Raw genomic sequence first — 20,035 nt, forward strand, 5'->3', positions numbered from 1 at the left:
CATGAGCACGATCAAGATCCTCAAGGGCCGCTGGGTCCTGACCATGGCGCCCGGCGCCCCTGTGCTGGAGCGCCATGCCGTGGTGCTGGAAGGCGAGCGCATCGCCGCCGTCCTGCCCTGGGACGAGGCCGAGGCCCGCTACCCCGCGGCCGAGCGCGTGGAACTGGGCCAGCATGTGCTGATCCCCGGCCTGATCAACGGCCACACGCATTCCGCCATGTCCCTGCTGCGCGGCGTGGCCGATGACCTGGCCCTGATGGACTGGCTCAACAACCACATCTGGCCGCTGGAGAAGAAGTGGGTCAGCGAGGACTGGACCTACCAGGGTTCCCTGCTCTCGGCCGCCGAGGCCCTGCGCGGCGGCGTGACCTATCTGAACGATATGTACTTCTTCCCGACCGCGATGGCGCGCGCCGCCCTCGATTCGGGCATACGCGCCGGCGTGTCCATCAATGTGATCGACTTCCCCACCGGCTATGCCAGCGGTCCGGACGACTACATCGCCAAGGGCCTGGCCGCCTACGAGCAGTTCAAGGGCGAGGCCCTGCTGGACTGGACCAGCGCGCCGCACGCGCCCTACACGGTCTCGGACGAAACCTTTGTCAAGCTGCGCCAGCTGGCTGAGCAGCATGAGCTGCAGATGCACTGCCACATCCACGAAACCCAGTTCGAGGTGGATGAGAGCGTCAAGCAGTTCGGCATGCGCCCGCTGGAGCGCCTGAACAAGCTGGGCCTGCTGAACGAGCGCATGATGGCCGTGCACATGGTCCACCTGACCGAGGCCGAGATCGAGATGCTGGCCGCGCAGAAGGTGCATCTGGTGCACAACCCCAACTCCAACCTCAAGCTGGCCTCGGGTGTGCAACCGCTCAAGGCCCTGGAAGCCGCGGGCGTCAACACCATCCTGGGCACGGACGGTGCCGCCTCCAACAACCGCCAGGACATGTTCGGCGAGATCCGCGCCGCGGCCCTGCTGGCCAAGGGCGTGACGGGCGATCCGCTCACCGTCTCGGCCCGCACGGCCCTGGAGATGGCGACCATCCGCGCCGCCAAGGCCATGGGCCGCGAGGCCGATCTGGGCTCGCTGGAGCCGGGCAAGCTGGCCGATGTGGTGGCCGTCTCGCTGGACGCGCTGGAGTGCCGCCCGGTCTATCACGCCGATGCCCAGCTGGTCTATGTGGCCGGCCGCGAGCATGTGTCCGATGTCTGGGTGGGCGGCCGCCAGCTGCTCAAGCAGCGCGAGCTCACCAGCATCGATGTGTCGGCCCTGCTGGAGCGCAGCGAGGCCATCGTCGAGCGCATGAAGACCGAGCGCTGAGCCTCGTTCTTTGACCAGGGCGTGAAACTTCGCCCTGGCCGCCGGGAGCGTGGAGCGCTCTCGGTAGAATCCCGAGCTTCTTCGATCTAGGTCCGCCTACCCGGCCCGGACCGCCGCGCGGGATTCCATGGCTTCCACCACAAAGCATCTGCTTTCCTTCGAGGGCGGCAACGCCCTTTCCTCCTTCCGGGCCCAGGCCTTGCTGCCGCAGCTGCAGGCCGTCAATGAGCGCATCACGGGCCTGGCCGCCCGTCATGTGCACTGGGTCTGGAGCGATGTGGCGCTCAGCGAGGAGGAGAAGGCCAAGCTGGCCGCGCTGCTGAACTATGGCGATGCCTATGCCGGCGGCAGCGAAGGCAGCCTGGTGGTGGTGGCCCCGCGCCTGGGCACGGTGAGCCCCTGGGCCTCCAAGGCCACCGATATCGCCCACAACTGCGGCCTGAACATCCACCGCGTGGAGCGTGTCACCGAGTACCGCATCACGCTGAAGTCCGGCCTGCTGGACGGCTTGACCGGCAAGGAACGCAGCCTGGCTCAGGACGAGCTGATCGCCTGCGCGGCCCTGCTGCATGACCGCATGACCGAGAGCGTGCTGCTGGCCCGCGAGGACGCCCAGCACCTCTTCGACGAGAAGAGCGCCCAGGGTCTGGCCCATGTGGACGTGCTGGGCCGCGGCCGCGCCGCCCTGGAGCAGGCCAACAAGGACTTCGGTCTGGCGCTCTCGGACGATGAGATCGACTACCTGGTCGATGCCTTCAACAGCCTCAAGCGCAACCCCAGCGATGTGGAGCTGATGATGTTCGCCCAGGCGAACTCGGAGCACTGCCGCCACAAGATCTTCAACGCCAAGTTCACGGTGGACGGCGAGGAGCAGCCGCTGAGCCTCTTCGGCATGATCCGCAACACCGAGAAGCTCAGCCCCCAGCACACGGTGATTGCCTACTCGGACAATGCCGCCGTGATGGAAGGCCACACCATCGAGCGCTGGATGCCGGCAGGTGATGCACGCGCCCCCAAGTACGAGGCCCGCGCCGAGACCGCCCATGTGCTGATGAAGGTGGAAACCCACAACCACCCGACCGCCATTTCCCCGCACCCCGGCGCCTCCACCGGTGCCGGTGGCGAGATCCGTGATGAAGGCGCCACCGGCCGCGGCGCCAAGCCCAAGGCCGGTCTGACCGGCTTCTCGGTCTCCAATCTGCGTCTGCCGGGTCTCAGCGAGCCCTGGGAGCAGGCCAATGTGGGCAAGCCCGAGCACATCGCCAGCGCCCTGCAGATCATGATCGAGGGCCCGCTGGGCGGCGCCGCCTTCAACAACGAGTTCGGCCGGCCCAATCTGGGTGGCTACTTCCGCGTCTTCGAGCAGGAAGTGGCGGGCGTGCAGCGCGGCTATCACAAGCCCATCATGATCGCCGGCGGCCTGGGCGCCATCCGTGCCGACCTGACCACCAAGATCGAGTTCCCGGCCGGCAGCCTGCTGGTGCAGCTGGGCGGCCCCGGCATGCGCATCGGCATGGGCGGCAGCGCCGCCTCCTCCATGGCGGCCGGCACCAATACCGCCGATCTGGACTTCGACTCCGTGCAGCGCGGCAACCCCGAGATCGAGCGCCGCGTGCAGGAGGTCATCAACCACTGCTGGGGCCTGGGCGCCGAAAAGAACCCCATCCTGGCCATCCACGATGTGGGCGCGGGCGGTATCTCCAACGCCTTCCCCGAGCTGGTGAACGACGCCGGCCGTGGCGCCATCTTCGATCTGCGCAAGGTGCCGCTGGAAGAGAGCGGCCTGGCGCCCAAGGAGATCTGGTGCAATGAAAGCCAGGAGCGCTATGTGCTGGCCATCGCGCCGGGCAGCCTGGAACTCTTCAAGAGCATGTGCGAGCGCGAGCGCTGCCCCTTCGCGGTGGTGGGCGTCACCACCGAGGCGCGCGAGCTGATCCTGGAAGACGGCGAGGGTGGTGAGCGCGCCATCGACATGCCCATGGACGTGCTGCTGGGCAAGCCGCCCAAGATGCACCGTGATGTGCAGCGCGTGGCCCGCGATGGCGGAGCACTGAACCTGACCGGTGTTGACCTCTCCAAGGTGGCGCTGGACGTGCTGCGCCACCCGACCGTGGCCTCCAAGCGCTTCCTGATCAGCATTGGCGACCGCAGCGTGGGCGGCCTCAACCACCGCGACCAGATGGTTGGCCCCTGGCAAGTGCCGGTGGCGGATTGCGCCGTGACCCTGGCCGACTTCAAGGGCTTTGCCGGCGAAGCCATGAGCATGGGCGAGCGCACCCCGCTGGCGGCGGTGAACGCGCCCGCCTCGGGCCGCATGGCCGTGGGCGAGGCCATCACCAATCTGCTGGCCGCGCCCATCGAGCTGCCGCGCGTCAAGCTCAGCGCCAACTGGATGGCTGCCTGCGGCGAGCCCGGCGAGGACGCCGCGCTCTTCGACACCGTTAAGGCCGTGGGCATGGAGCTGTGCCCGCAGCTGGGCATCTCGATCCCGGTGGGCAAGGATTCGCTGTCCATGCGGACCAAGTGGCCGGATGGGGATGTCAGCAAACAGGTCACCGCCCCGGTGTCCCTGATCATCACCGCCTTTGCCAGCGTGGCCGATGTGCGCGGCACCCTGACGCCCGAGCTGCAGGCCGGTGACACCTCGCTGATCCTGGTGGATCTGGGCCAGGGCAAGCACCGCATGGGCGGCTCCATCCTGGCGCAGGCCCTGAATCAGTTCGGCAATGAAGTGCCGGACTTGGATGACGCGGGCCTGCTCAAGAGCCTGGTGGCCGCGGTGAACGAGCTGCGCGCCGCAGGCAAGATTCTGGCCTACCACGACCGCGGCGACGGCGGCCTCTGGGCCACGGCCTGCGAGATGGCCTTCGCGGGCCATCGCGGCGTGAGCCTGAATGTGGACCTGCTGGTCACCGAGGGCGATGGCGTGAACGACAGCCGCGCCGACTTCGGCGACTCCAAGAACTGGGCCTCCCAGGTCAGCGGTCGGCGCGAGGAACTCACGCTCAAGGCCTTGTTCAACGAGGAACTGGGCGCGCTGCTGCAGGTGCGCACCGAGGACCGCGACGCGGTGCTGCAGGTGCTGCGCCAGCACGGTCTGTCCAAGCACAGCCATGTGGTGGGCAAGCCCAATACCAGTGGCAAGGTGGAAATCTGGCGCGATGCCAAGGCCGTGTTCAGCGCGCCGCTGGAGGCCCTGCACAAGCAGTGGGACCAGGTCAGCCACCGCATCACTCAGCTGCGTGACAACCCCGCCTGTGCCGACAGCGAGCATGAGCAGGCCGGCCGCGCCGACGATCCGGGCCGCCATGTGCACCTGACCTTCGAGCCGACCGAGGACGTGGCCGCCCCCTTCATCGCCAGTGGCGCCCGCCCCAAGCTGGCCATCCTGCGCGAGCAGGGCGTGAACTCGCATGTCGAGATGAGCTATGCCATGGCCCTGGCCGGCTTCGACACCTACGACGTGCACATGAGCGATCTGCAGTCGGGTGCGGCCTCGCTGCGTGACTTCAAGGGCTTTATCGCGTGCGGCGGCTTCAGCTATGGCGACACCCTGGGGGCCGGCGAGGGCTGGGCCCGCTCGGTGATGTTCAACCCGGTGCTGGCCGAGGACTTCCAGGCCTTCTTTGCCCGCGGCGACAGCTTTGCCCTGGGCATCTGCAATGGCTGCCAGATGCTGGCGGCGCTCTCGCCCATCATCCCGGGCGCGCAGGACTGGCCCAAGTTCACGCGCAACAAGAGCGAGCAGTTCGAGGCCCGTCTGGCCATGGTCGAGGTGCTGGCGTCTCCCAGCCTCTTCTTCCAGGGCATGGCCGGCAGCCGGCTGCCCATCGCCGTGGCTCATGGCGAAGGCTTTGCCGACTTCTCGCAGCGCGGCAATGCCGCCAAGGTGGCCCGCGCCCTGCGCTATGTGGACCACAGCGGCGCGCCCACCGAGGTCTATCCGCTCAACCCCAATGGCAGCCCCGAGGGCCTGACCGGCGTGACCACGGCGGACGGCCGCTTCACCGCCCTGATGCCGCACCCGGAGCGTGTGTTCCGCAATATCCAGATGAGCTGGACCAGCGGTGACAAGAGCGCGCTCAGCCCCTGGATGCGCATGTTCCGCAACGCCCGCAAGGCCATCGGCTAAGCCGGGACCGGCGCGGTCTGCGCTGAGCGCAAAAAAAGCCCGGCGAGCCGCGAGGCTCACCGGGCGAATGCGCGGGCTTCCAGACGTCGAAACAGGAGAAAAGCGAAGCCCGGCAACTGCGCTGTCGGGTGGAGGGGCGTGGGCGGACCGCTCAGTGCAGCGCGCCGTACTTGGGCGCGAAGTCCCGGGTATCGTCCTCGTCGTCTTCGGGCATGAGGCTGGCCGCTACCGGCGCCGCGCCATGCTGGGCCGGGCCGTCATCCAGCCGGGCCGGAAAATCGGGCTGCTGGCGGATGCGCTGGCGCGCCAGCTGGATGCTGGCGCGGAACTGCGGCGTCAGCTGGTCCAGGGCGTCCAGATAGGCCCAGTGGCGCTCGGGAAACTCGCGCCACCAGCTGACGATGCTGTCGGGGTCCTGAAGATCGAGATACATGATGGCGGGGCCTCGTGTTGCTCAAAATGCTGTATGAATATACAGTAAGTTCGAGCGATATGAAGTCTCGCGCCCTTGCCTCGCCGGAGGCTGCTGACAAATCGCGCTGACGCGCCCCAGCCGCGCGTGCCTTCAGGCCGCCAGTTGCGCCAGCAGCTCGTAGGAGCGCAGGCGGGCGCCAAAGTCGTGCAGGGCGCCGGCCACGATGAATTCGTCCGCGCCGGTGCGCTCGGCCGTGGCGCGCAGACCGGCACGCACCGTCACCGGCGAGCCCACCACCGATTCGGCCAGCATGCGGGCCACGCCGGCCTTCTCGGCCGGGGTCCAGAGGGCCTCCATATCGTCCACTGGCGGCGGCAAGGGGCCGCGCTGGCCGCGCTGCATGCCCAGAAAGCGCTGCTGCAGGGACGTGAAGAGGTGCTGCGCCTGTTCATCGCTGTCGGCCACGATCACATTGAGCCCCACCATGGCATGCGGCTTGGGATGGCGGGCACTAGGCCGGTACTGGCTGCGGTAGAGATCCAGGGCCTGCATCAGCAGCTCCGGTGCGAAATGCGAGGCAAAGGCAAAGGGCAGGCCCAGGTAGGCGGCGAGCTGGGCGCTGTAGAGGCTGGAGCCCAGCAGCCAGATCGGCACCTCGGTGCCCTGGCCGGGAATGGCGCGCACGACCTGACCCTCGCGGGCCGGGCCCAGATAGGCCTGCAGCTCCTGCACATCCTGGGGGAATCGGTCCTCGGCGGCGCTGCTCAGATGGCGGCGCAGGGCCCGCATGGTGGGGCCGTCCGTCCCCGGCGCGCGGCCCAGGCCCAGGTCGATGCGGCCGGGGAAGAAGCAGGCCAGGGTGCCGAACTGCTCCGCAATCGTCAGCGGCGCATGGTTGGGCAGCATGATGCCGCCCGAGCCCACGCGGATGCGCTCGGTGGCGCGCGCGATCTGACCGATCAGCACTGCGGTGGCGGCGCTGGCCACACCGTCCATATTGTGGTGCTCGGCCACCCAGAAGCGGTGGTAGCCCAGGGCCTCGGCGTGACGGGCCAGGGCCAGGCTGTTGTGCAGGGCGGTCACGGCATCGCTGCCGGCCACGATCGGGGCGAGGTCCAGAACGGACAGGGGCGGTATCTGCGACATGATCCCGGCAGTCTAGGCCCAAGGCGCCACACGATGTGGCGGTATGGACTTGACCCTAGGCGGCGCCTGGGCGGCGGGCGCTCGCAGTGTCGCCGGACGGGGTTTGCAGCACCGGGGCCGCATAAGGCAGGATGATCACAAACCGGGTCCCGCCACCCGGGCGTTCGAGCAGTTCCAGCCGTCCGCCCAGCACATCGTTGACGATGTTGTAGACGATGTTCAGCCCCAGTCCGGTGCCGCCGCGACCCAGCTTGGTGGTGAAGAAGGGGTCGAAGGCACGACGACGCACCTCTTCGCTCATGCCCAGGCCATCGTCCTCGACCAGCAGCTCCAGCTGCTGATCGTCCAGGGGGCGCGCCGCAATGCGCAGCTGGCCCTCGGCTCGCCCTTCAAACGCATGTACCAGGGCGTTCTGAAGCAGGTTGGACAGCACTTGGCCCAGAGGACCCGGGTAGCTGTCCAGTTCCTGAGGCAGGGGCCGCAACTCGGTCACGATGCGGTAGGGGGTGGTCTTCCAGCGCGCATGGGCCAGCCCCAGCACATCGCCCACCACATCGTGCAGGGCAAAGCGGCGACGCTGCTCGCTGGTCTGGTCCACGGAGAGCTGCTTGAAGTGCTGCACCAGGGCGCAGGCGCTGTTCAGGCCGCGCAGCAGAATGCCGTTCGCCACGGCCGTGTCGTTGAGGTAGGCCTCCAGGGTGGAGCGCCGCATATTGCCGGCCGCGAGCTGGGCCGCAATCTCACGGCTGCGGCTTTCCAGGGTGGAGGCCGTGGTCAGGCAATTGCCCAGCGGGGTGTTGAGTTCATGAGCCACGCCGGCGACCAGGGAGCCCAGGGCCGCCATGCGCTCGGCGCGCAGCAACTCGGTCTGCGCATGCTGCAAGGTGTCACGGGTCTGGGCCAGCTCCGCGGCACGGGCCGTCACGCGCGACTCCAGCTCCGCATTGAGCGCGCGCAGCCCACGCTCGGCCTGCAGTTGGGCGCTGATGTCCCGGGCCACACCGAGGAAACCGATCAACTCCCCCCGGCGCGAGTACACCACGCTGACGCTCAGGGACACTTCGAGCCGGCTGCCGTCCTGGCGAACCATGGTCCAGATCTGCGTGTCGCTGCCCTCCAGCAGCGCACGGGCAGCAAAGGCATCGCTCTTGTCGATCGGGCGCCCCAGATCACGGCTCAGCGCCGCGGCGCGGGCCTCAATCTCCTCGGGGAGATGCCAGGCCTTGGGGCTGCGCCCCATCACCTCCTCGGACCGGTAGCCCAGCATGCGTTCGGCTCCGCGGTTGAAGACGGTGATGCGGTCCTGCGCATCGGTGGCGATGATGGCGACTTCCGTCGCGGCATCCAGCACCGCCTGCAGCCCGTCGCGAGCCGCCTGGAGCTCTGCGTCGGCCTGGCGCTGCACCGTGATGTCGCGCCCCGTGCCGCGGTAGCCGCGGAAACTGCCCTCGGCATCGAAGAAGGGGGCGCCGGAGACGCTCAGGTAGCGCTTGCGGCCGTCTGCCGCGATCTGCGCGTACTCGAAATCCTTGAAGGTCTCGCGGCGCTCCAGGCTGCGCTTGTGGGCCTCCCAGTCCGTGCCGGGCACCAGGACGGGGGACTCCCAGCGCTTGAAGCCCAGCACCAGATCGGAGGAGGTGTTGGTGGCCTCTTCGGCCACGCGGGAGATGTAGGTGAAGCGCAAGTCGGCATCCTGCTCCCAGACCCAGTCGCTGGCCAGGGCCGCCAGAGTGCGAAAGCGCGATTGCGATTCCTCCAGCTCGGCCCGCATCAGCCGGCCTTGCTCGACCTCGCGGCTCAGGGCTTCGTTATCCCGGCACTGGGCCCGCCACATGCGGGTCAGCAGACCCACCAGCAGGGTGACCAGCGCACAGCCGCCCCACAGGGCCAGCAGGCTGGTGCTGAGCCCTGCGTCGCCGCCCCAGCCGGCCTGGGGGCGAGCGAGCAGCAGCCAGTCGGCGCCGGGCAGCCGGGCGGTCAGGATCACGCGTTCCGCCGCGGGCAGGCGCTGCAGCTCGGTCGAGCCCCAGATCAGGGCGCCGGGACGGCCCTCACCCTGGCTGGCATGCAGGGCCATCTCCAGCCCCGCCTCATGGGGCAGGCCGGCGGCTGCGATGAATCGCTGCAGATCGGCGACCACGGAGACCACGCCCCAGTAGCGCGGCTCGCCACGCTCGTCACGAAGGAAGACGGGGCTGCGTTGAATCACGCCCTGGCCCCCCTGCACCAGGTTCACCGGGGCGCGCAGCAGGGGCTGGCGCAGGCGCCGGGCCTCCTCGACCTGGGCCCACTGGGCCGGCACGCTGCGGTAGTCCAGGTTGAGCACCGCCTCATTGCCCGAGCGCGGGTAGACATGGCGGGCTACATCATCGGGGGCGGCCACCACACTGCGCAGATGCGGCAGCAGGGGCATGGTGCGTTGCAGCATGAGCTCGAAGCGCTGCTCGTTCAGACCGCCATCCACCTGGATCATGGTGCTCAGGCTCAGGGTGGGCGCGAAGGTGGATTGGCCGGTGGCCTCCAGGCGGTCGCGCAGCGCGGTCAGGCGCTGTTCCACCTGGCGGCGCTCATCGAGGGCGCGGCTGATCTGCTCCTGGTCTTGCAGCCAGAGGCCCAGTGCCAGACTCAGCAGCAGGCAGAGCCAGACGGGCCAGTAGACCAGCCACAAGGCCGGCCCCTTGAGCGCGGCGGGCCGGGCAGGGGCGGGCGGGGCGGCGGACAGAGGCGGCGGCAGGGCGGGGTGGGGGTCCATGAGGCTCCGTTCCACAGTACCACAAGGCCGTCGCAGTTTGGCACCCCTTCAACCCCAGGGGCAGCGGCCTGGAAGGCCTCAGGCTTGCACGCCGGGTACGGGTCGCTTGCGGTAGAACTGCATGGGCACGCCGACGCTTTCCTTGAGCACGCTCTTCTTGATCTTGCCCACCACATGCATCTCGCAGGGTTTGCAGTCAAAGCGCAGGGTCAGCTTCTCCTTGCCATTGATCAGCTGCATGGGCTCGGCGCGCACCGTGCCCTGCACGCCGGTCACACCCTTGGCCTGCTTGGGGCAGAGCGAGAGCGAGAAGCGCACGCAGTGCTTGGTGATCATCAGACTCACCTCGCCCAGCTCCTCCTGGCTCTCGTAGGCTGCGTCCACCACCTTGACGCCATGCTTCACATAGAAACGGAAGGCGGCCTGGTTGTAGACATTGGCCAGATAGCTCAGTGTGTCTTCGGGGTAGGGCGCGGGCGGCTCCACGGGCCGGGCGCGCGGCAGCCGGGTCCAGGCCTGGGTGCGGGCCTGCTCCAGGGCCGCGATGCCCTCGCGGCGCAGCTGATTGAGCACCGAGGCGGGCCAGAAGCCGGGCCGGCCGGCGCGCAGGGGCTGCAGGCTGATCTCGCGGGCCGCAAACACGGTGTTGCCCAGCTTGCCCAGGGCCTCGTGCACCGCGGCCTCGGCCTTGGCCGCGTCGCGAGCGTCCTGGTGGGCATGGACCAGCTCCACATAGGCGGCATGACCATCCTCGTCCTGCAGCTGCAGGGCCAGGCCCTCGGGCGTTTCCAGCAGCATCAGATCCGCGGCGATGCGGCGCTCGGCGGTGCGCTCGCTCTCGATCATGCGGTCCCAGGCCATGTCGCGGTTGCGCGAGAGCTCGGCGCCGCGGCGCAGGTCCTTGAGCGTGTCCAGGGCCTCATTGGGCCAGGCCCGCCAACGCGCACCGCCCAGGGGCTCCGCCACGTTCACCCGCAGGCCCACCAGCTCCTTTTGCAGGTCGAAGTAGGTGAGGGCGTCGCCATTGTTCAGCGCGCCCACACCCTCGGCCAGCTCCAGCTCGAAATGGTCGGCCGCCACCTTGCTGACCCAGCCCAAGGGCAGGCCGGCATGCTTGGGCGTGTCGAAGGCGCCGATATCGTCCTTGCGGCCGTTGACGAAGTAGTCGGTGCTGCCGCGGTTGAAGCTGCGCTCGGGATCCGGCGTGAAGAAGAGCGTGCTGCGGCCGCTGGAGGCGCGGGCCAGGCCGGGGCGCTCGTCCAGCACCTCGTCCAGCAGGCGGCGGTAGTGGCCGGTGATGTTCTTCACATAGGCCATGTCCTTGTAGCGGCCCTCGATCTTGAAGCTGCGCACGCCGGCATCGATCAGGGCGCGCAGATTGGCGCTCTGGTCGTTGTCCTTCATCGAGAGCACATGCTTTTGGTGCGCCACGATGCGGCCCTGGCTGTCCACCACCTCGTAGGGCAGGCGGCAGGCCTGGGAGCAGTCGCCGCGGTTGGCGCTGCGCCCGGTGTGGGCATGGCTGATGAAGCACTGGCCGCTGTAGGCCACGCACAGGGCGCCGTGCACAAAGAACTCCAGCACCGCGCCGTCCAGGCTGTCGGCCACGGCGCGGATCTGGGGCAGGGTGAGCTCGCGCGCCACCACCACCTGGGAGAAGCCGGCGTCCTGCAGAAAGCGCGCCTTCTCCGGCGTCCGGATATCGCACTGGGTGCTGGCATGCAGCTGGATGGGCGGCAGGTCCAGCTCCAGCAGGCCCATGTCCTGCACGATCAGGGCATCGGCGCCGGCCTCATACACCTGCCAGGCCAGGCGGCGGGCGCCCTCCAGCTCGTCATCACGCAGGATGGTGTTGAGCGTGATGAAGATGCGCGCGCCATAGCGGTGGGCATGGCGGGTCAGGCGTTCGATATCGGCCAGCTCATTGCTGGCGTTGTGGCGGGCGCCGAAGGCCGGCCCCCCGATATAGACGGCGTCTGCGCCGTGGTTGATGGCGGCAATGCCGATGTCGGCGGTGCGGGCCGGAGCCAGCAGTTCCAGGTGCTTGGGGGAGGCGCTCATGGCCCCGGGATTTTATCGATGCGATCCCGGTTGCAGCGGGTCTTCAGTCGCTGCTGCCCAGGGTGGCGGCGATCTGGCGGCTCTTGCCGCCGTTCCAGACCGTGAGCGTCACCTTCTCGCCCACCTGGCGGTTTTCCAGCAGGGTCAGCATATCGTCCAGATCGGCCACGGCCTGGCCGTCCACCGCGGTGATCACATCGCCGGCCAGGATGCGGCCGCTGCGGTCGCGCCTGAAGGGCTTGAGCCCGGCGCGGTCGGCTGGCCCGCCCTCGCTCACGCCCACCAGGGCCACGCCCTTGGGCAGGCGCAGGGCCTGGGCCAGCTGGGCGCTGCCGGCGGTCACGCCAAGGGCGGGGCGGATGAAGCGGCCATCCTTGATCAGGCGTGGCACCACGCGGTTGACCTCGTCCACGGGGATGGCAAAGCCGATGCCGGCGCTGGCCCCGCTGGGGCTGTAGATGGAGGTGTTGACGCCGATCAGGCGGCCGGCCGAGTCCAGCAGGGGGCCGCCGGAGTTGCCGGGATTGATGGCCGCGTCGGTCTGAACGGCGCCGCGGATGGTGCGGCGGTTCATGGACTCGATCTCGCGGTTCAGGGCGGAGACGATGCCCGTGGTCAGGGTCTGATCCAGGCCAAAGGGGTTGCCAATGGCATAGACCTGCTGGCCCACCTGCAGATCGCGGCTGGCGCCGAGCGGAATGGGGGCGAGCTTGTCGCGCGGCGCCTTGATGCGCAGCACGGCCAGATCGCGGTCCTCGAAGGCGCCCACCAGCTCGGCCTCGTAGCTGCTCTGGTCGGCCAGGGTGACCTTGGCGGCATTGGCGCCCTGGATCACATGGAAGTTGGTGACGATATGGCCGGCCTCGTCCCAGATGAAACCGCTGCCGGTGCCGCGCGGCACCTCGGAGACATTGAGCGAGAAGAAGTCGCGCTGGTAGGCCAGGGTGGTGATGTGCACCACCGAGGGCGAGGCCCGCTTGAACACGCGGATGTGGTTGAGCTCGGCGGCCTCCAGCGGGCCGCGCGGCGTGACCGGGCGCGGCTGTTGGGCCTGGGCGGCCGTGCCCAGCGCGAGGGCCAGGCCGAGGAAGAGCGTGAGGGTGGGAAGACGGCGCATGATGGGCGTAGCCTTAGACTGCGGCCCGATGATAAGACCTGACCCTGGCTCCCGCCATGAACGCCTGGACGCGCTGCGCGGCTTCGCCGTGCTCTGGATGGCGGTCTTCCATTTCTGCTTCGACCTGGCCTGGTTCCGCTATGCCGGCTGGGACTTCTACCGCGACCCCTTCTGGCTGCAGCAGCGCACCGCCATCGTCAGCCTCTTCCTGCTCTGTGCCGGGGCCGGCCAGGCCTGCGCGCTGGCGGCCGGCCAGCCCTGGGCGCGCTTCTGGCGGCGCTGGGCCCAGGTGGCGGGCTGCGCGGTGCTGGTGAGCCTGGGCTCCTGGCTGGTCTTTCCGCGCAGCTACATCAGCTTTGGCGTGCTGCACGGCATGGCCCTGATGCTGATCCTGCTGCGCGCCCTGGGCCCGCGCCTGCCCCTGGCCGCGCTCTGGCCCCTGGGCCTGTTGCTGGTGCTGCTGCCCCAGTTCGCGGCCCACCCGTTTTTTGACGCACGCTGGAGCAACTGGGTGGGCCTGGTGACGCGCCGACCGGTGACCGAGGACTATGTGCCCGTCCTGCCCTGGCTGGGCGTGATGCTCTGGGGCTATGCCCTGGCGCGCTGGCGTCCGGCCTGGCTGGCGGGGGGCATCGTGCCGAGTCTGAGGCCGCTGGCCGTGCTGGGGCGTTGGTCGCTGAGCTTCTACATGCTGCACCAGCCCCTGCTGATCGGCGGCCTGTGGCTGTTCCGGCAGGCGACAATAGGGGCATGAGCAGCGCCAACAAAGTACTTTTCGGTTTCCATGCCGTCACCGTGCGGCTGAAGACCGCGCCCGACTCCATCAGCGAGATCCATATCGACGCTAGCCGCCGCGACCAGCGCATGCGGCAGTTCGTCGAGCGGGCCAAGGAAGCCGGCGCCAAGCTGCTGGACAGCGATGACGAGCGCCTCAAGGCCCTGTGCGGCACCCACCGCCACCAGGGCGTGGTGGCCCGGGTCTCGGCCGTGAGCCAGGCCCGCACCCTGGACGAGGTGCTGGAGGATGTGGAGTCCGCTGAGGACACGCCCCTGATCCTGGTGCTGGACGGTGTGACCGATCCCCACAATCTGGGCGCCTGCCTGCGCGTGGCCGACGGGGCCGGCGCGCATGCCGTGGTGGCGCCCAAGGACCATGCCGTGGGGCTGAACGCCACCGTGGCCAAGGTGGCCAGCGGTGCGGCCGAGACCGTGCCCTATCTGATGGTCACCAATCTGGCGCGCAGCCTGAAGGAGCTCAAGGAGCGCAATGTCTGGGTGGTGGGCACCTCGGACCAGGCTGAGAAGTCCATCTACGACCTGGACCTCAAGGGCCCCGTGGCCCTGGTGCTGGGCGCCGAGGGCTCGGGCATGCGCCAGCTCACGGCCAAGACCTGCGATGAGCTGGTGCGCATCCCCATGAAGGGCGCGGTGGAGAGCCTCAATGTCTCGGTGGCCGCCGCCGTATGCCTCTACGAGGCCCTGCGTCAGCGCGGATAATCCCGCCCCCTCACAACAACCTCACTACAAGCCGAGTCCAGCATGGCCGTCATCGAAGTCAAACATCCCCTGGTGAAGCACAAGATCGGTCTCATGCGCGAGGCCGACATCTCTACCAAGAAGTTCCGTGAGCTGACCGGAGAGGTAGCGCGCCTGCTGGCCTATGAGGCCACGGCCGACTTCCCGCTGGAGAAGACCACCATCGAGGGCTGGTGCGGCCCGGTCGAGGTGGAGCAGATCGCGGGCCGCAAGGTCACGGTGGTGCCCATCCTGCGCGCCGGTCTGGGCATGCTGGACGGTGTGCTGGACATGATGCCCAATGCCAAGGTCAGCGTGGTGGGCCTGGCCCGGGACCACGAGACCCTGCAGCCGGTGAACTATTTCGACAAGTTCGTCGGGCATCTGGGCGAGCGCACGGCCCTGATCATCGATCCCATGCTGGCCACGGCCGGCTCCATGATCGCCACCGTGGACCTGCTCAAGGCCCGTGGTTGCAAGGACATCCGTGCCCTGGTGCTGGTGGCCGCGCCCGAAGGTGTGGCGGCCCTTGCCAAGGCCCACCCGGATGTGCGTTGCTGGACCGCGGCGATCGACAGCCATCTCAACGAAAACGGCTACATCATCCCCGGCCTGGGCGACGCCGGCGACAAGATCTTCGGGACGAAAGAGGGCTGAGACAGCCCAGTGGGCTGTCTCAGCCCTCTTTCGAAGTTCGGGGCGCTGCCCACTGGGCTGTCTCAGCCCTCTTTCGAAGTTCGGGGCGTTTCAAACCACCCCCAGCGCTCCCAGCACACCCCCGCCCAACACCAGCCAGACCAGGCCGATGCGGGTCTTGAGCACCAGCGCCACGGTGAGCGCCATCAGGGCCAGGGTGGCCCAGCGATGGCCGGGGTCCGAGACATAGGGCACGGCCAGCAGCCAGCCGGTGGCCAGCAGCAGGCCCAGGGTCAGGGGCGCCATGCCGGCGGTGAAGGCGCGCACGCCCAGGGTCTGCTTGTTCTCCCGCGCCCAGCGTGTCGCCGCCAGCACCAGGGTGGTGGAGGGCAGCATGATGCCCAGCATGGTGATCAGGGCGCCCAGCGGTCCGGCGGCGTTCCAGCCCAGCACGGCCACAAACAGGATGTTGGGCCCTGGTGCGGCCTGGGCCAGGGCGATGGAGCTGGTGAACTGGCTGTCGCTCAGCCAGCCCTGCTGGCCCACCAGGTAGCGGTGCATTTCGGGTGCCGTGGTGATCGCGCCGCCGATGGAAAGCAGGGACAGCAGCAGGTAGCGCAGGAAGAGATCCGCGTACTGCGCGGCGCTCAGGGTGTCGCCCATCATCGGTCGCCGCCCTCGCGGGTACGCAGGCGCCACAGGGCCAGGGCCATGCCCAATCCGCTCAGGCCCAGCACCACCCAGATCAGGGGCAACCGCGCCAGGGCCACGGCCGCAAAGGCGCCCAGGGCCAGCAGCAGGGCCCAGGCGCGCCCGACCGGGTTGTGCCTGAGGGAGGGCAGGAGCTTGAGCCCGGTGGCCAGGACCAGGCCGGCCGCCACGGCGCCCATGCCGCGCAAGGCGCCCGCCATGCGCTCGTACTCCAGCAGTGCGCCGGAGAGCGAGGCCAGGGCCAGCACGATGACACAGGGAATCGCCAGCATGCCGGCCAGGGCGGTCAGGGCACCGCGCAGGCCGAAGAAGCGGTCGCCAATCATCAGCGAGAGATTGACGATATTGGGCCCGGGCAGCACCTGGCCGATGGCCAGCATCTCCAGAAAGTCATCGCGGCTGAGCCAGCCCAGACGCTCGACCAACTCCCGCTGGGCCACGGCCAGCACGCCGCCGAAGCCCTGCAGGGCCAGGCGGTTGAAGGCCCAGAACAGGGCAGACAGCGACTCGGGCGCGGGCCGCGCTTCGCTCACCGCAGAACCTTCAACGCTTCCGGGTTGACGATGCGGCTGGGCTCACCTCGTATGAAATTGAGCACATTGTCAAACGCCGCATCAAAGTAGAGCTCGTAGCTGTCCTGCTCCACATAGCCGATATGCGGGGTGCAGACCGCGTTCTCCAGACGCAGCAGGGGGTGGCCTTGCAAGATGGGCTCGCTCTCGAACACATCGATGGCCGCCATGCCGGGCCGCCCCCGGTTGAGCGCCGAGACCAGGGCGCCATCGGCCAGCAACTCGGCGCGCGAGGTGTTGACGAAGAGGGCCGTGGGCTTCATGCGGGCCAGGTCCTCGGGCGTGACGATGCCTCGCGTGGCCTCACACAGGCGTAGATGCAGGCTCAGCACATCGCTGCTCTGGAAGAAGGCCTCACGACTCTCGGCTGCCAGATAGCCGTCGCTCTGGGCGGCCAGACGCGAGGCCTCGCTGCCCCAGACCTGCACCTGCATGCCGAAGGCGCGGCCGTAGCCGGCCACGAGGCGGCCGATCTTGCCGTAGCCCCAGATGCCCAGGGTCTTGCCTCGCAGCACCATGCCCAGCCCGAAATTGGGCGGCATGGACTGGGCCTTGAGCCCCGACTGCTGCCAGGCCCCATGCTTGAGATTGCCGATGTACTGAGGCAGGCGGCGCATGGAGGCCATGATCAGGGCCCAGGTCAGCTCCGCAGGCGCATGGGGCGAGCCCACGCCCTCGGCCACGGCAATGCCCAGCCGGGTGCATGCCTCGATATCGATATGACTGCCCACGCGCCCGGTCTGCGAGATCAGCTTGAGTTTGGGCAGCTTCTCCAGCAGTTGGCGCGGAAACTGGGTGCGCTCCCGGATCAGGACCAGCACCTCGGCGTCGCGCAGCCGCACGGCCAGCTGGCCCGTGCCCTTGACGGTGTTGGTGTAGACCTTGGCGTTCAGGGCTTCCAGCTTGGCGGCGCAGCGCAGCTTGCGCACCGCATCCTGGTAATCGTCGAGGATGATGATGTTCATGGCGTCTTCCGGAGCCGGATTCTGCCTTGCGTTGACGTACGCCGGCCTCGGGGTCTGCCGCAGCTTGGCGAGCGCCCGGTGCGCTGTGCGCGCACGCCGGTCCCCGAACCGCTGGCCTAGCGGGTGCTGGCCCTTACTGGCGACGCACGGGCCCGACCAGGAAGAAGGTGTCGACGGGGTCGGTGAAGTGCAGGTTCAGACGAGCCAGGCGCTGTTCGGCCTCCTGCTGATCGTGGGCGCGTGCCACCTCGGTATAGAGCCAGCCGCGCAGATGCCAGAAGTCATCCACGCGACGGGCGCGCCTGATGCTGCGCATCAGCTCCTGGGGGACATCCACGCCGCCCAGACAACGCTCAAACTCGCTGCGCAGCAGGGGCAGCAGAGCCGGGTCTTCGGCGCGCACATGCCAGGGTGTCTTCTCCCCGGGAAGCCAGCGCAGCAGGTTCTGCAGCAGGGAGTCGGGAGGTCGGGTCGCGCTCACGCCGGCCGCAGGGGCCGTGGGCGCAAAGGAACGGGACCGTTTCCAACGAGCAATCAGATTCAGCATGGCTTGCGCTGTTCTTGTCATCCCCGCGTCGCAGCCTCCTCCAGCCCCGACGCGCGGCTCTCTTCTCACACTCTTGGCCCCGATTGTGGACAGGCCGCCCCTGCTTCAAGGCTTGAAAAAGGACCTGAACCGGGCCCAGATTCCTGTTGCGGCAGCCGCTGCTCCCAGGGGCGGGTCGCGAGAGGAAGGGGAGGGGAAAAGCGGCCGGATTCCCCGCCTATTTCCCGGCCCCAGGCCCGGGATGCGTCCTAACATCCCTGCAAACCCTTGCCACGCAGCCCGTGGCTGCCTTGTCATGGACATGTCACAACCCAGCGCCCAGCAACTTTCCCAGGCCGATGCGCTGCCGGCGCGCCGCATGGATCTGGGCGAGCTGATGGCAGCGGCCGCTCAGCTTCAGGCTCAGGGGCAGCCCGCTGCCGCCGCGGCCCTGTACGAGCAGTGGGTCGAGGGCGAGGAAAGTCCGCTGCGGATCGTGGCCCTGTACAACCTGGGTACCGTGCTCTCGGCCATGAGCGAGCACGCGCGCGCCGAGGTGGCTTACCGCCGGGCTTTGGCCTACAAGCCCGACTTTTTGCAGGCCAGGCTCAATCTGGGCCATCAGCTCGAGCAGCTCGGGCGCAAGGAAGAAGCCCTGCAGGCCTGGCGCAGCGTGGGGGAGCCCGATCAGGTGGGAGACCCCGTGGGCGCCGATCCTCTGGAGCTGCGCCTGCATGCCCTGCGCAATATGGCGCGTCTGCTGGAGCAGGAGCGCCGCTATGCCGAATCCGAGGCGGTGATGCGCCAGAGCCTGCTGCTGCGCGCCGACCAGAGCGATGTGCTGCAGCACTATGTGCATATTCGCCAGAAACAGTGCGAGTGGCCCGTCTACCAGCCGGTCGGTGAGGTCACCCTGAACCAGCTGCTCACCAGCACCTCCTTGCTGGCCATGCTGGGCCTCTCGGACGATCCGGCCTTGCAGCTGCTCTCGGCCCAGCGTTTCGTCTCCGAGAAGGTGGTGAAGTACAAGGACAAGCCCTTCCACCGCCGTTTCGGCCCGGCCAAGCGTGAAGGCAAGCTGCGCATCGGCTACCTCTCGGGCGATCTGTGCATGCATGCCGTGGGCATGCTGACCGCCGAGCTCTTTGAGCTGCATGACCGCTCGCGGGTGGAGGCGCACGCCTTCTGCTGGAGCCGCGAGGACGGCACGCCGCTGCGCGCGCGCATTCTGCGAGGCATGGACTCGGTCACCCGCCTGGTGGGCGTGGATGACGAGACCGCCGCCCGGGCCATTGCCCAGGCCGGCATCGATGTGCTGATCGATCTGCAGGGCCTGACCAGCGGCGCCCGCCCCAATATCCTGGCTTACCGCCCGGCGCCGGTGCAGGTGAGCTATCTGGGCCTGCCCGCGACCACGGCTATTCCCGGCGTGGACTGGATCATTGCTGACCGCTTTGTGATGCCCGAGGACTATCTGCCTTACTGCACCGAGCGGCCCATCTATCTGGAGCATTGCTACCAGGTCAGCGACCGCCAGCGCGAGGTGGCACCCAAGCCCAGCCGCGCCCGTTACCAGCTGCCGGAGGATGCTTTCGTCTTCTGCTCCTTCAACAACAACCACAAGTTCACCGAGCCGGTCTTCGACAGCTGGATGCGCATCCTGGGTCAGGTGCCCGGCAGTGTGCTGTGGCTGCTGGCGGACAATGAGTGGTGCCGCACCAATATGCTGATGCGTGCGCAAAAGCATGGCATTGCCCCCGAACGCCTGATCTTCGCGCCGCGCGTGGCGCCGCCGGAGTATCTGGCGCGCTTCCAGCTGGCCGATCTGGTGCTGGACACCTTCCCCTTCAATGCCGGCACCACGGCCAGCGACTGCCTCTGGATGGGCACACCCATACTCACCTATTCGGGCCGCACCCATATCTCGCGCATGGCCGGCAGCCTGCTCACCCACGTGGGCCTGCCCGATCTGATCACGCATTCCCTGCAGGAATATGAGCAGCGCGCCATACAAATTGGCCAGAACCCGGCGCGCGCGGCGTCCTACAAGCGTTTCCTGAGCGAATATGGTCGCAGCTCGCTGCTGTTTGACATCCCGGGTTTTGTGCGCGAGCTGGAAGACAAGCTTTTGGATCTGGCCCTGCCGCTGCGCGATGCGGCCCGCTGAGC

At 68.3% G+C, this 20,035-nt stretch carries 15 protein-coding genes; 6 read left to right on the forward strand and 9 right to left on the reverse strand.

The window, feature by feature from the left end:
* The first annotated feature begins 1 nt into the window (after position 1).
* Together DFR39_RS16335 and purL are read left to right on the forward strand one after the other, a co-directional pair.
* Positions 2-1,318 (forward strand): TRZ/ATZ family hydrolase, encoded by a 1,317-nt coding sequence (locus tag DFR39_RS16335; RefSeq protein ID WP_133604875.1) that lies wholly within the window; start codon positions 2-4, stop codon positions 1,316-1,318.
* A gap of 127 nt (positions 1,319-1,445) precedes the next feature.
* Positions 1,446-5,450 (forward strand): phosphoribosylformylglycinamidine synthase, encoded by a 4,005-nt coding sequence (gene purL / locus DFR39_RS16340; protein WP_133604877.1) that lies wholly within the window; start codon positions 1,446-1,448, stop codon positions 5,448-5,450.
* 151 nt (positions 5,451-5,601) lie between these two features.
* On the opposite strand, the gene DFR39_RS16345 is transcribed toward purL, so the two are convergent.
* From DFR39_RS16345 to DFR39_RS16365, 5 genes are all read right to left on the reverse strand, one after another.
* Positions 5,602-5,883 carry a hypothetical protein gene (locus tag DFR39_RS16345; RefSeq protein ID WP_133604879.1) on the reverse strand — a complete coding sequence of 94 codons (282 nt, stop codon included), beginning with the start codon at positions 5,881-5,883 and terminating at the stop codon, positions 5,602-5,604.
* A gap of 132 nt (positions 5,884-6,015) precedes the next feature.
* A complete protein-coding gene (locus DFR39_RS16350; RefSeq protein ID WP_133604935.1) occupies positions 6,016-7,002 on the reverse strand; it encodes an LLM class flavin-dependent oxidoreductase in 987 nt (328 codons plus the stop codon).
* A gap of 64 nt (positions 7,003-7,066) precedes the next feature.
* Entirely contained in the window at positions 7,067-9,763 is a 2,697-nt protein-coding gene (locus tag DFR39_RS16355) for a PAS domain S-box protein (protein WP_133604881.1), read from the reverse strand.
* A gap of 78 nt (positions 9,764-9,841) precedes the next feature.
* Positions 9,842-11,824 (reverse strand): peptidase U32 family protein, encoded by a 1,983-nt coding sequence (locus tag DFR39_RS16360; RefSeq protein WP_133604882.1) that lies wholly within the window; start codon positions 11,822-11,824, stop codon positions 9,842-9,844.
* A 43-nt stretch (positions 11,825-11,867) separates the two neighbouring features.
* Complete coding sequence (locus DFR39_RS16365; protein WP_133604884.1) at positions 11,868-12,941, reverse strand: S1C family serine protease; 1,074 nt, start codon at positions 12,939-12,941, stop codon at positions 11,868-11,870.
* Between the two features lie 28 nt (positions 12,942-12,969).
* Between DFR39_RS16365 and DFR39_RS16370 the strand changes: the two genes are divergently transcribed.
* The 3 genes from DFR39_RS16370 to upp are packed head-to-tail and all read left to right on the forward strand — an operon-like array spanning position 12,970 to position 15,113.
* Positions 12,970-13,695, forward strand: coding sequence for an acetyltransferase domain-containing protein (locus tag DFR39_RS16370; RefSeq protein ID WP_211343892.1), 726 nt, complete (start codon positions 12,970-12,972; stop codon positions 13,693-13,695).
* Positions 13,692-14,438 carry a 23S rRNA (guanosine(2251)-2'-O)-methyltransferase RlmB gene (rlmB, locus tag DFR39_RS16375; RefSeq protein WP_133604888.1) on the forward strand — a complete coding sequence of 249 codons (747 nt, stop codon included), beginning with the start codon at positions 13,692-13,694 and terminating at the stop codon, positions 14,436-14,438. Before DFR39_RS16370 ends, rlmB begins: the two co-directional genes overlap by 4 nt.
* A 42-nt stretch (positions 14,439-14,480) precedes the next feature.
* Entirely contained in the window at positions 14,481-15,113 is a 633-nt protein-coding gene (gene upp, locus DFR39_RS16380) for a uracil phosphoribosyltransferase (protein ID WP_133604890.1), read from the forward strand.
* A gap of 90 nt (positions 15,114-15,203) precedes the next feature.
* On the opposite strand, the gene DFR39_RS16385 is transcribed toward upp, so the two are convergent.
* The 4 genes from DFR39_RS16385 to DFR39_RS16400 form a co-directional block, all read right to left on the reverse strand.
* Entirely contained in the window at positions 15,204-15,755 is a 552-nt protein-coding gene (locus DFR39_RS16385; protein WP_133604936.1) for a chromate transporter, read from the reverse strand.
* Positions 15,755-16,336 carry a chromate transporter gene (locus tag DFR39_RS16390; RefSeq protein ID WP_133604892.1) on the reverse strand — a complete coding sequence of 194 codons (582 nt, stop codon included), beginning with the start codon at positions 16,334-16,336 and terminating at the stop codon, positions 15,755-15,757. The genes DFR39_RS16385 and DFR39_RS16390 overlap by 1 nt, the downstream gene beginning before the upstream one ends.
* The gene (locus DFR39_RS16395) at positions 16,333-17,340 is read right to left on the reverse strand and encodes a D-2-hydroxyacid dehydrogenase family protein (RefSeq protein ID WP_133604893.1); all 1,008 of its coding nucleotides are present in this window, start codon (positions 17,338-17,340) and stop codon (positions 16,333-16,335) included. The genes DFR39_RS16390 and DFR39_RS16395 overlap by 4 nt, the downstream gene beginning before the upstream one ends.
* Before the next feature lie 133 nt (positions 17,341-17,473).
* Entirely contained in the window at positions 17,474-17,887 is a 414-nt protein-coding gene (locus tag DFR39_RS16400; RefSeq protein ID WP_133604895.1) for a hypothetical protein, read from the reverse strand.
* 295 nt (positions 17,888-18,182) lie between these two features.
* On the opposite strand from DFR39_RS16400, the gene DFR39_RS16405 reads away from it, so the two are divergent.
* A complete protein-coding gene (locus DFR39_RS16405) occupies positions 18,183-20,033 on the forward strand; it encodes an O-linked N-acetylglucosamine transferase, SPINDLY family protein (RefSeq protein WP_246030873.1) in 1,851 nt (616 codons plus the stop codon).
* Positions 20,034-20,035 lie beyond the last annotated feature (2 nt).

The sequence above is a fragment of the Roseateles asaccharophilus genome (assembly GCF_004362405.1).
Lineage (GTDB): Bacteria > Pseudomonadota > Gammaproteobacteria > Burkholderiales > Burkholderiaceae_C > Kinneretia > Kinneretia asaccharophila.

Excerpts from the sequence above, each read along its gene's own strand:
- DFR39_RS16335 (WP_133604875.1), top strand. The coding sequence starts at position 2 with ATGAGCACGATCAAGATCCTCAAGGGCCGCTGGGTCCTGACCATGGCG.
- purL (WP_133604877.1), top strand. The coding sequence starts at position 1,446 with ATGGCTTCCACCACAAAGCATCTGCTTTCCTTCGAGGGCGGCAACGCC.
- DFR39_RS16345 (WP_133604879.1), bottom strand. The coding sequence starts at position 5,883 with ATGTATCTCGATCTTCAGGACCCCGACAGCATCGTCAGCTGGTGGCGC.
- DFR39_RS16355 (WP_133604881.1), bottom strand. The coding sequence starts at position 9,763 with ATGGACCCCCACCCCGCCCTGCCGCCGCCTCTGTCCGCCGCCCCGCCC.
- DFR39_RS16360 (WP_133604882.1), bottom strand. The coding sequence starts at position 11,824 with ATGAGCGCCTCCCCCAAGCACCTGGAACTGCTGGCTCCGGCCCGCACC.
- DFR39_RS16365 (WP_133604884.1), bottom strand. The coding sequence starts at position 12,941 with ATGCGCCGTCTTCCCACCCTCACGCTCTTCCTCGGCCTGGCCCTCGCG.
- DFR39_RS16370 (WP_211343892.1), top strand. The coding sequence starts at position 12,970 with ATGATAAGACCTGACCCTGGCTCCCGCCATGAACGCCTGGACGCGCTG.
- rlmB (WP_133604888.1), top strand. The coding sequence starts at position 13,692 with ATGAGCAGCGCCAACAAAGTACTTTTCGGTTTCCATGCCGTCACCGTG.
- upp (WP_133604890.1), top strand. The coding sequence starts at position 14,481 with ATGGCCGTCATCGAAGTCAAACATCCCCTGGTGAAGCACAAGATCGGT.
- DFR39_RS16385 (WP_133604936.1), bottom strand. The coding sequence starts at position 15,755 with ATGGGCGACACCCTGAGCGCCGCGCAGTACGCGGATCTCTTCCTGCGC.
- DFR39_RS16395 (WP_133604893.1), bottom strand. The coding sequence starts at position 17,340 with ATGAACATCATCATCCTCGACGATTACCAGGATGCGGTGCGCAAGCTG.
- DFR39_RS16400 (WP_133604895.1), bottom strand. The coding sequence starts at position 17,887 with ATGCTGAATCTGATTGCTCGTTGGAAACGGTCCCGTTCCTTTGCGCCC.
- DFR39_RS16405 (WP_246030873.1), top strand. The coding sequence starts at position 18,183 with ATGGACATGTCACAACCCAGCGCCCAGCAACTTTCCCAGGCCGATGCG.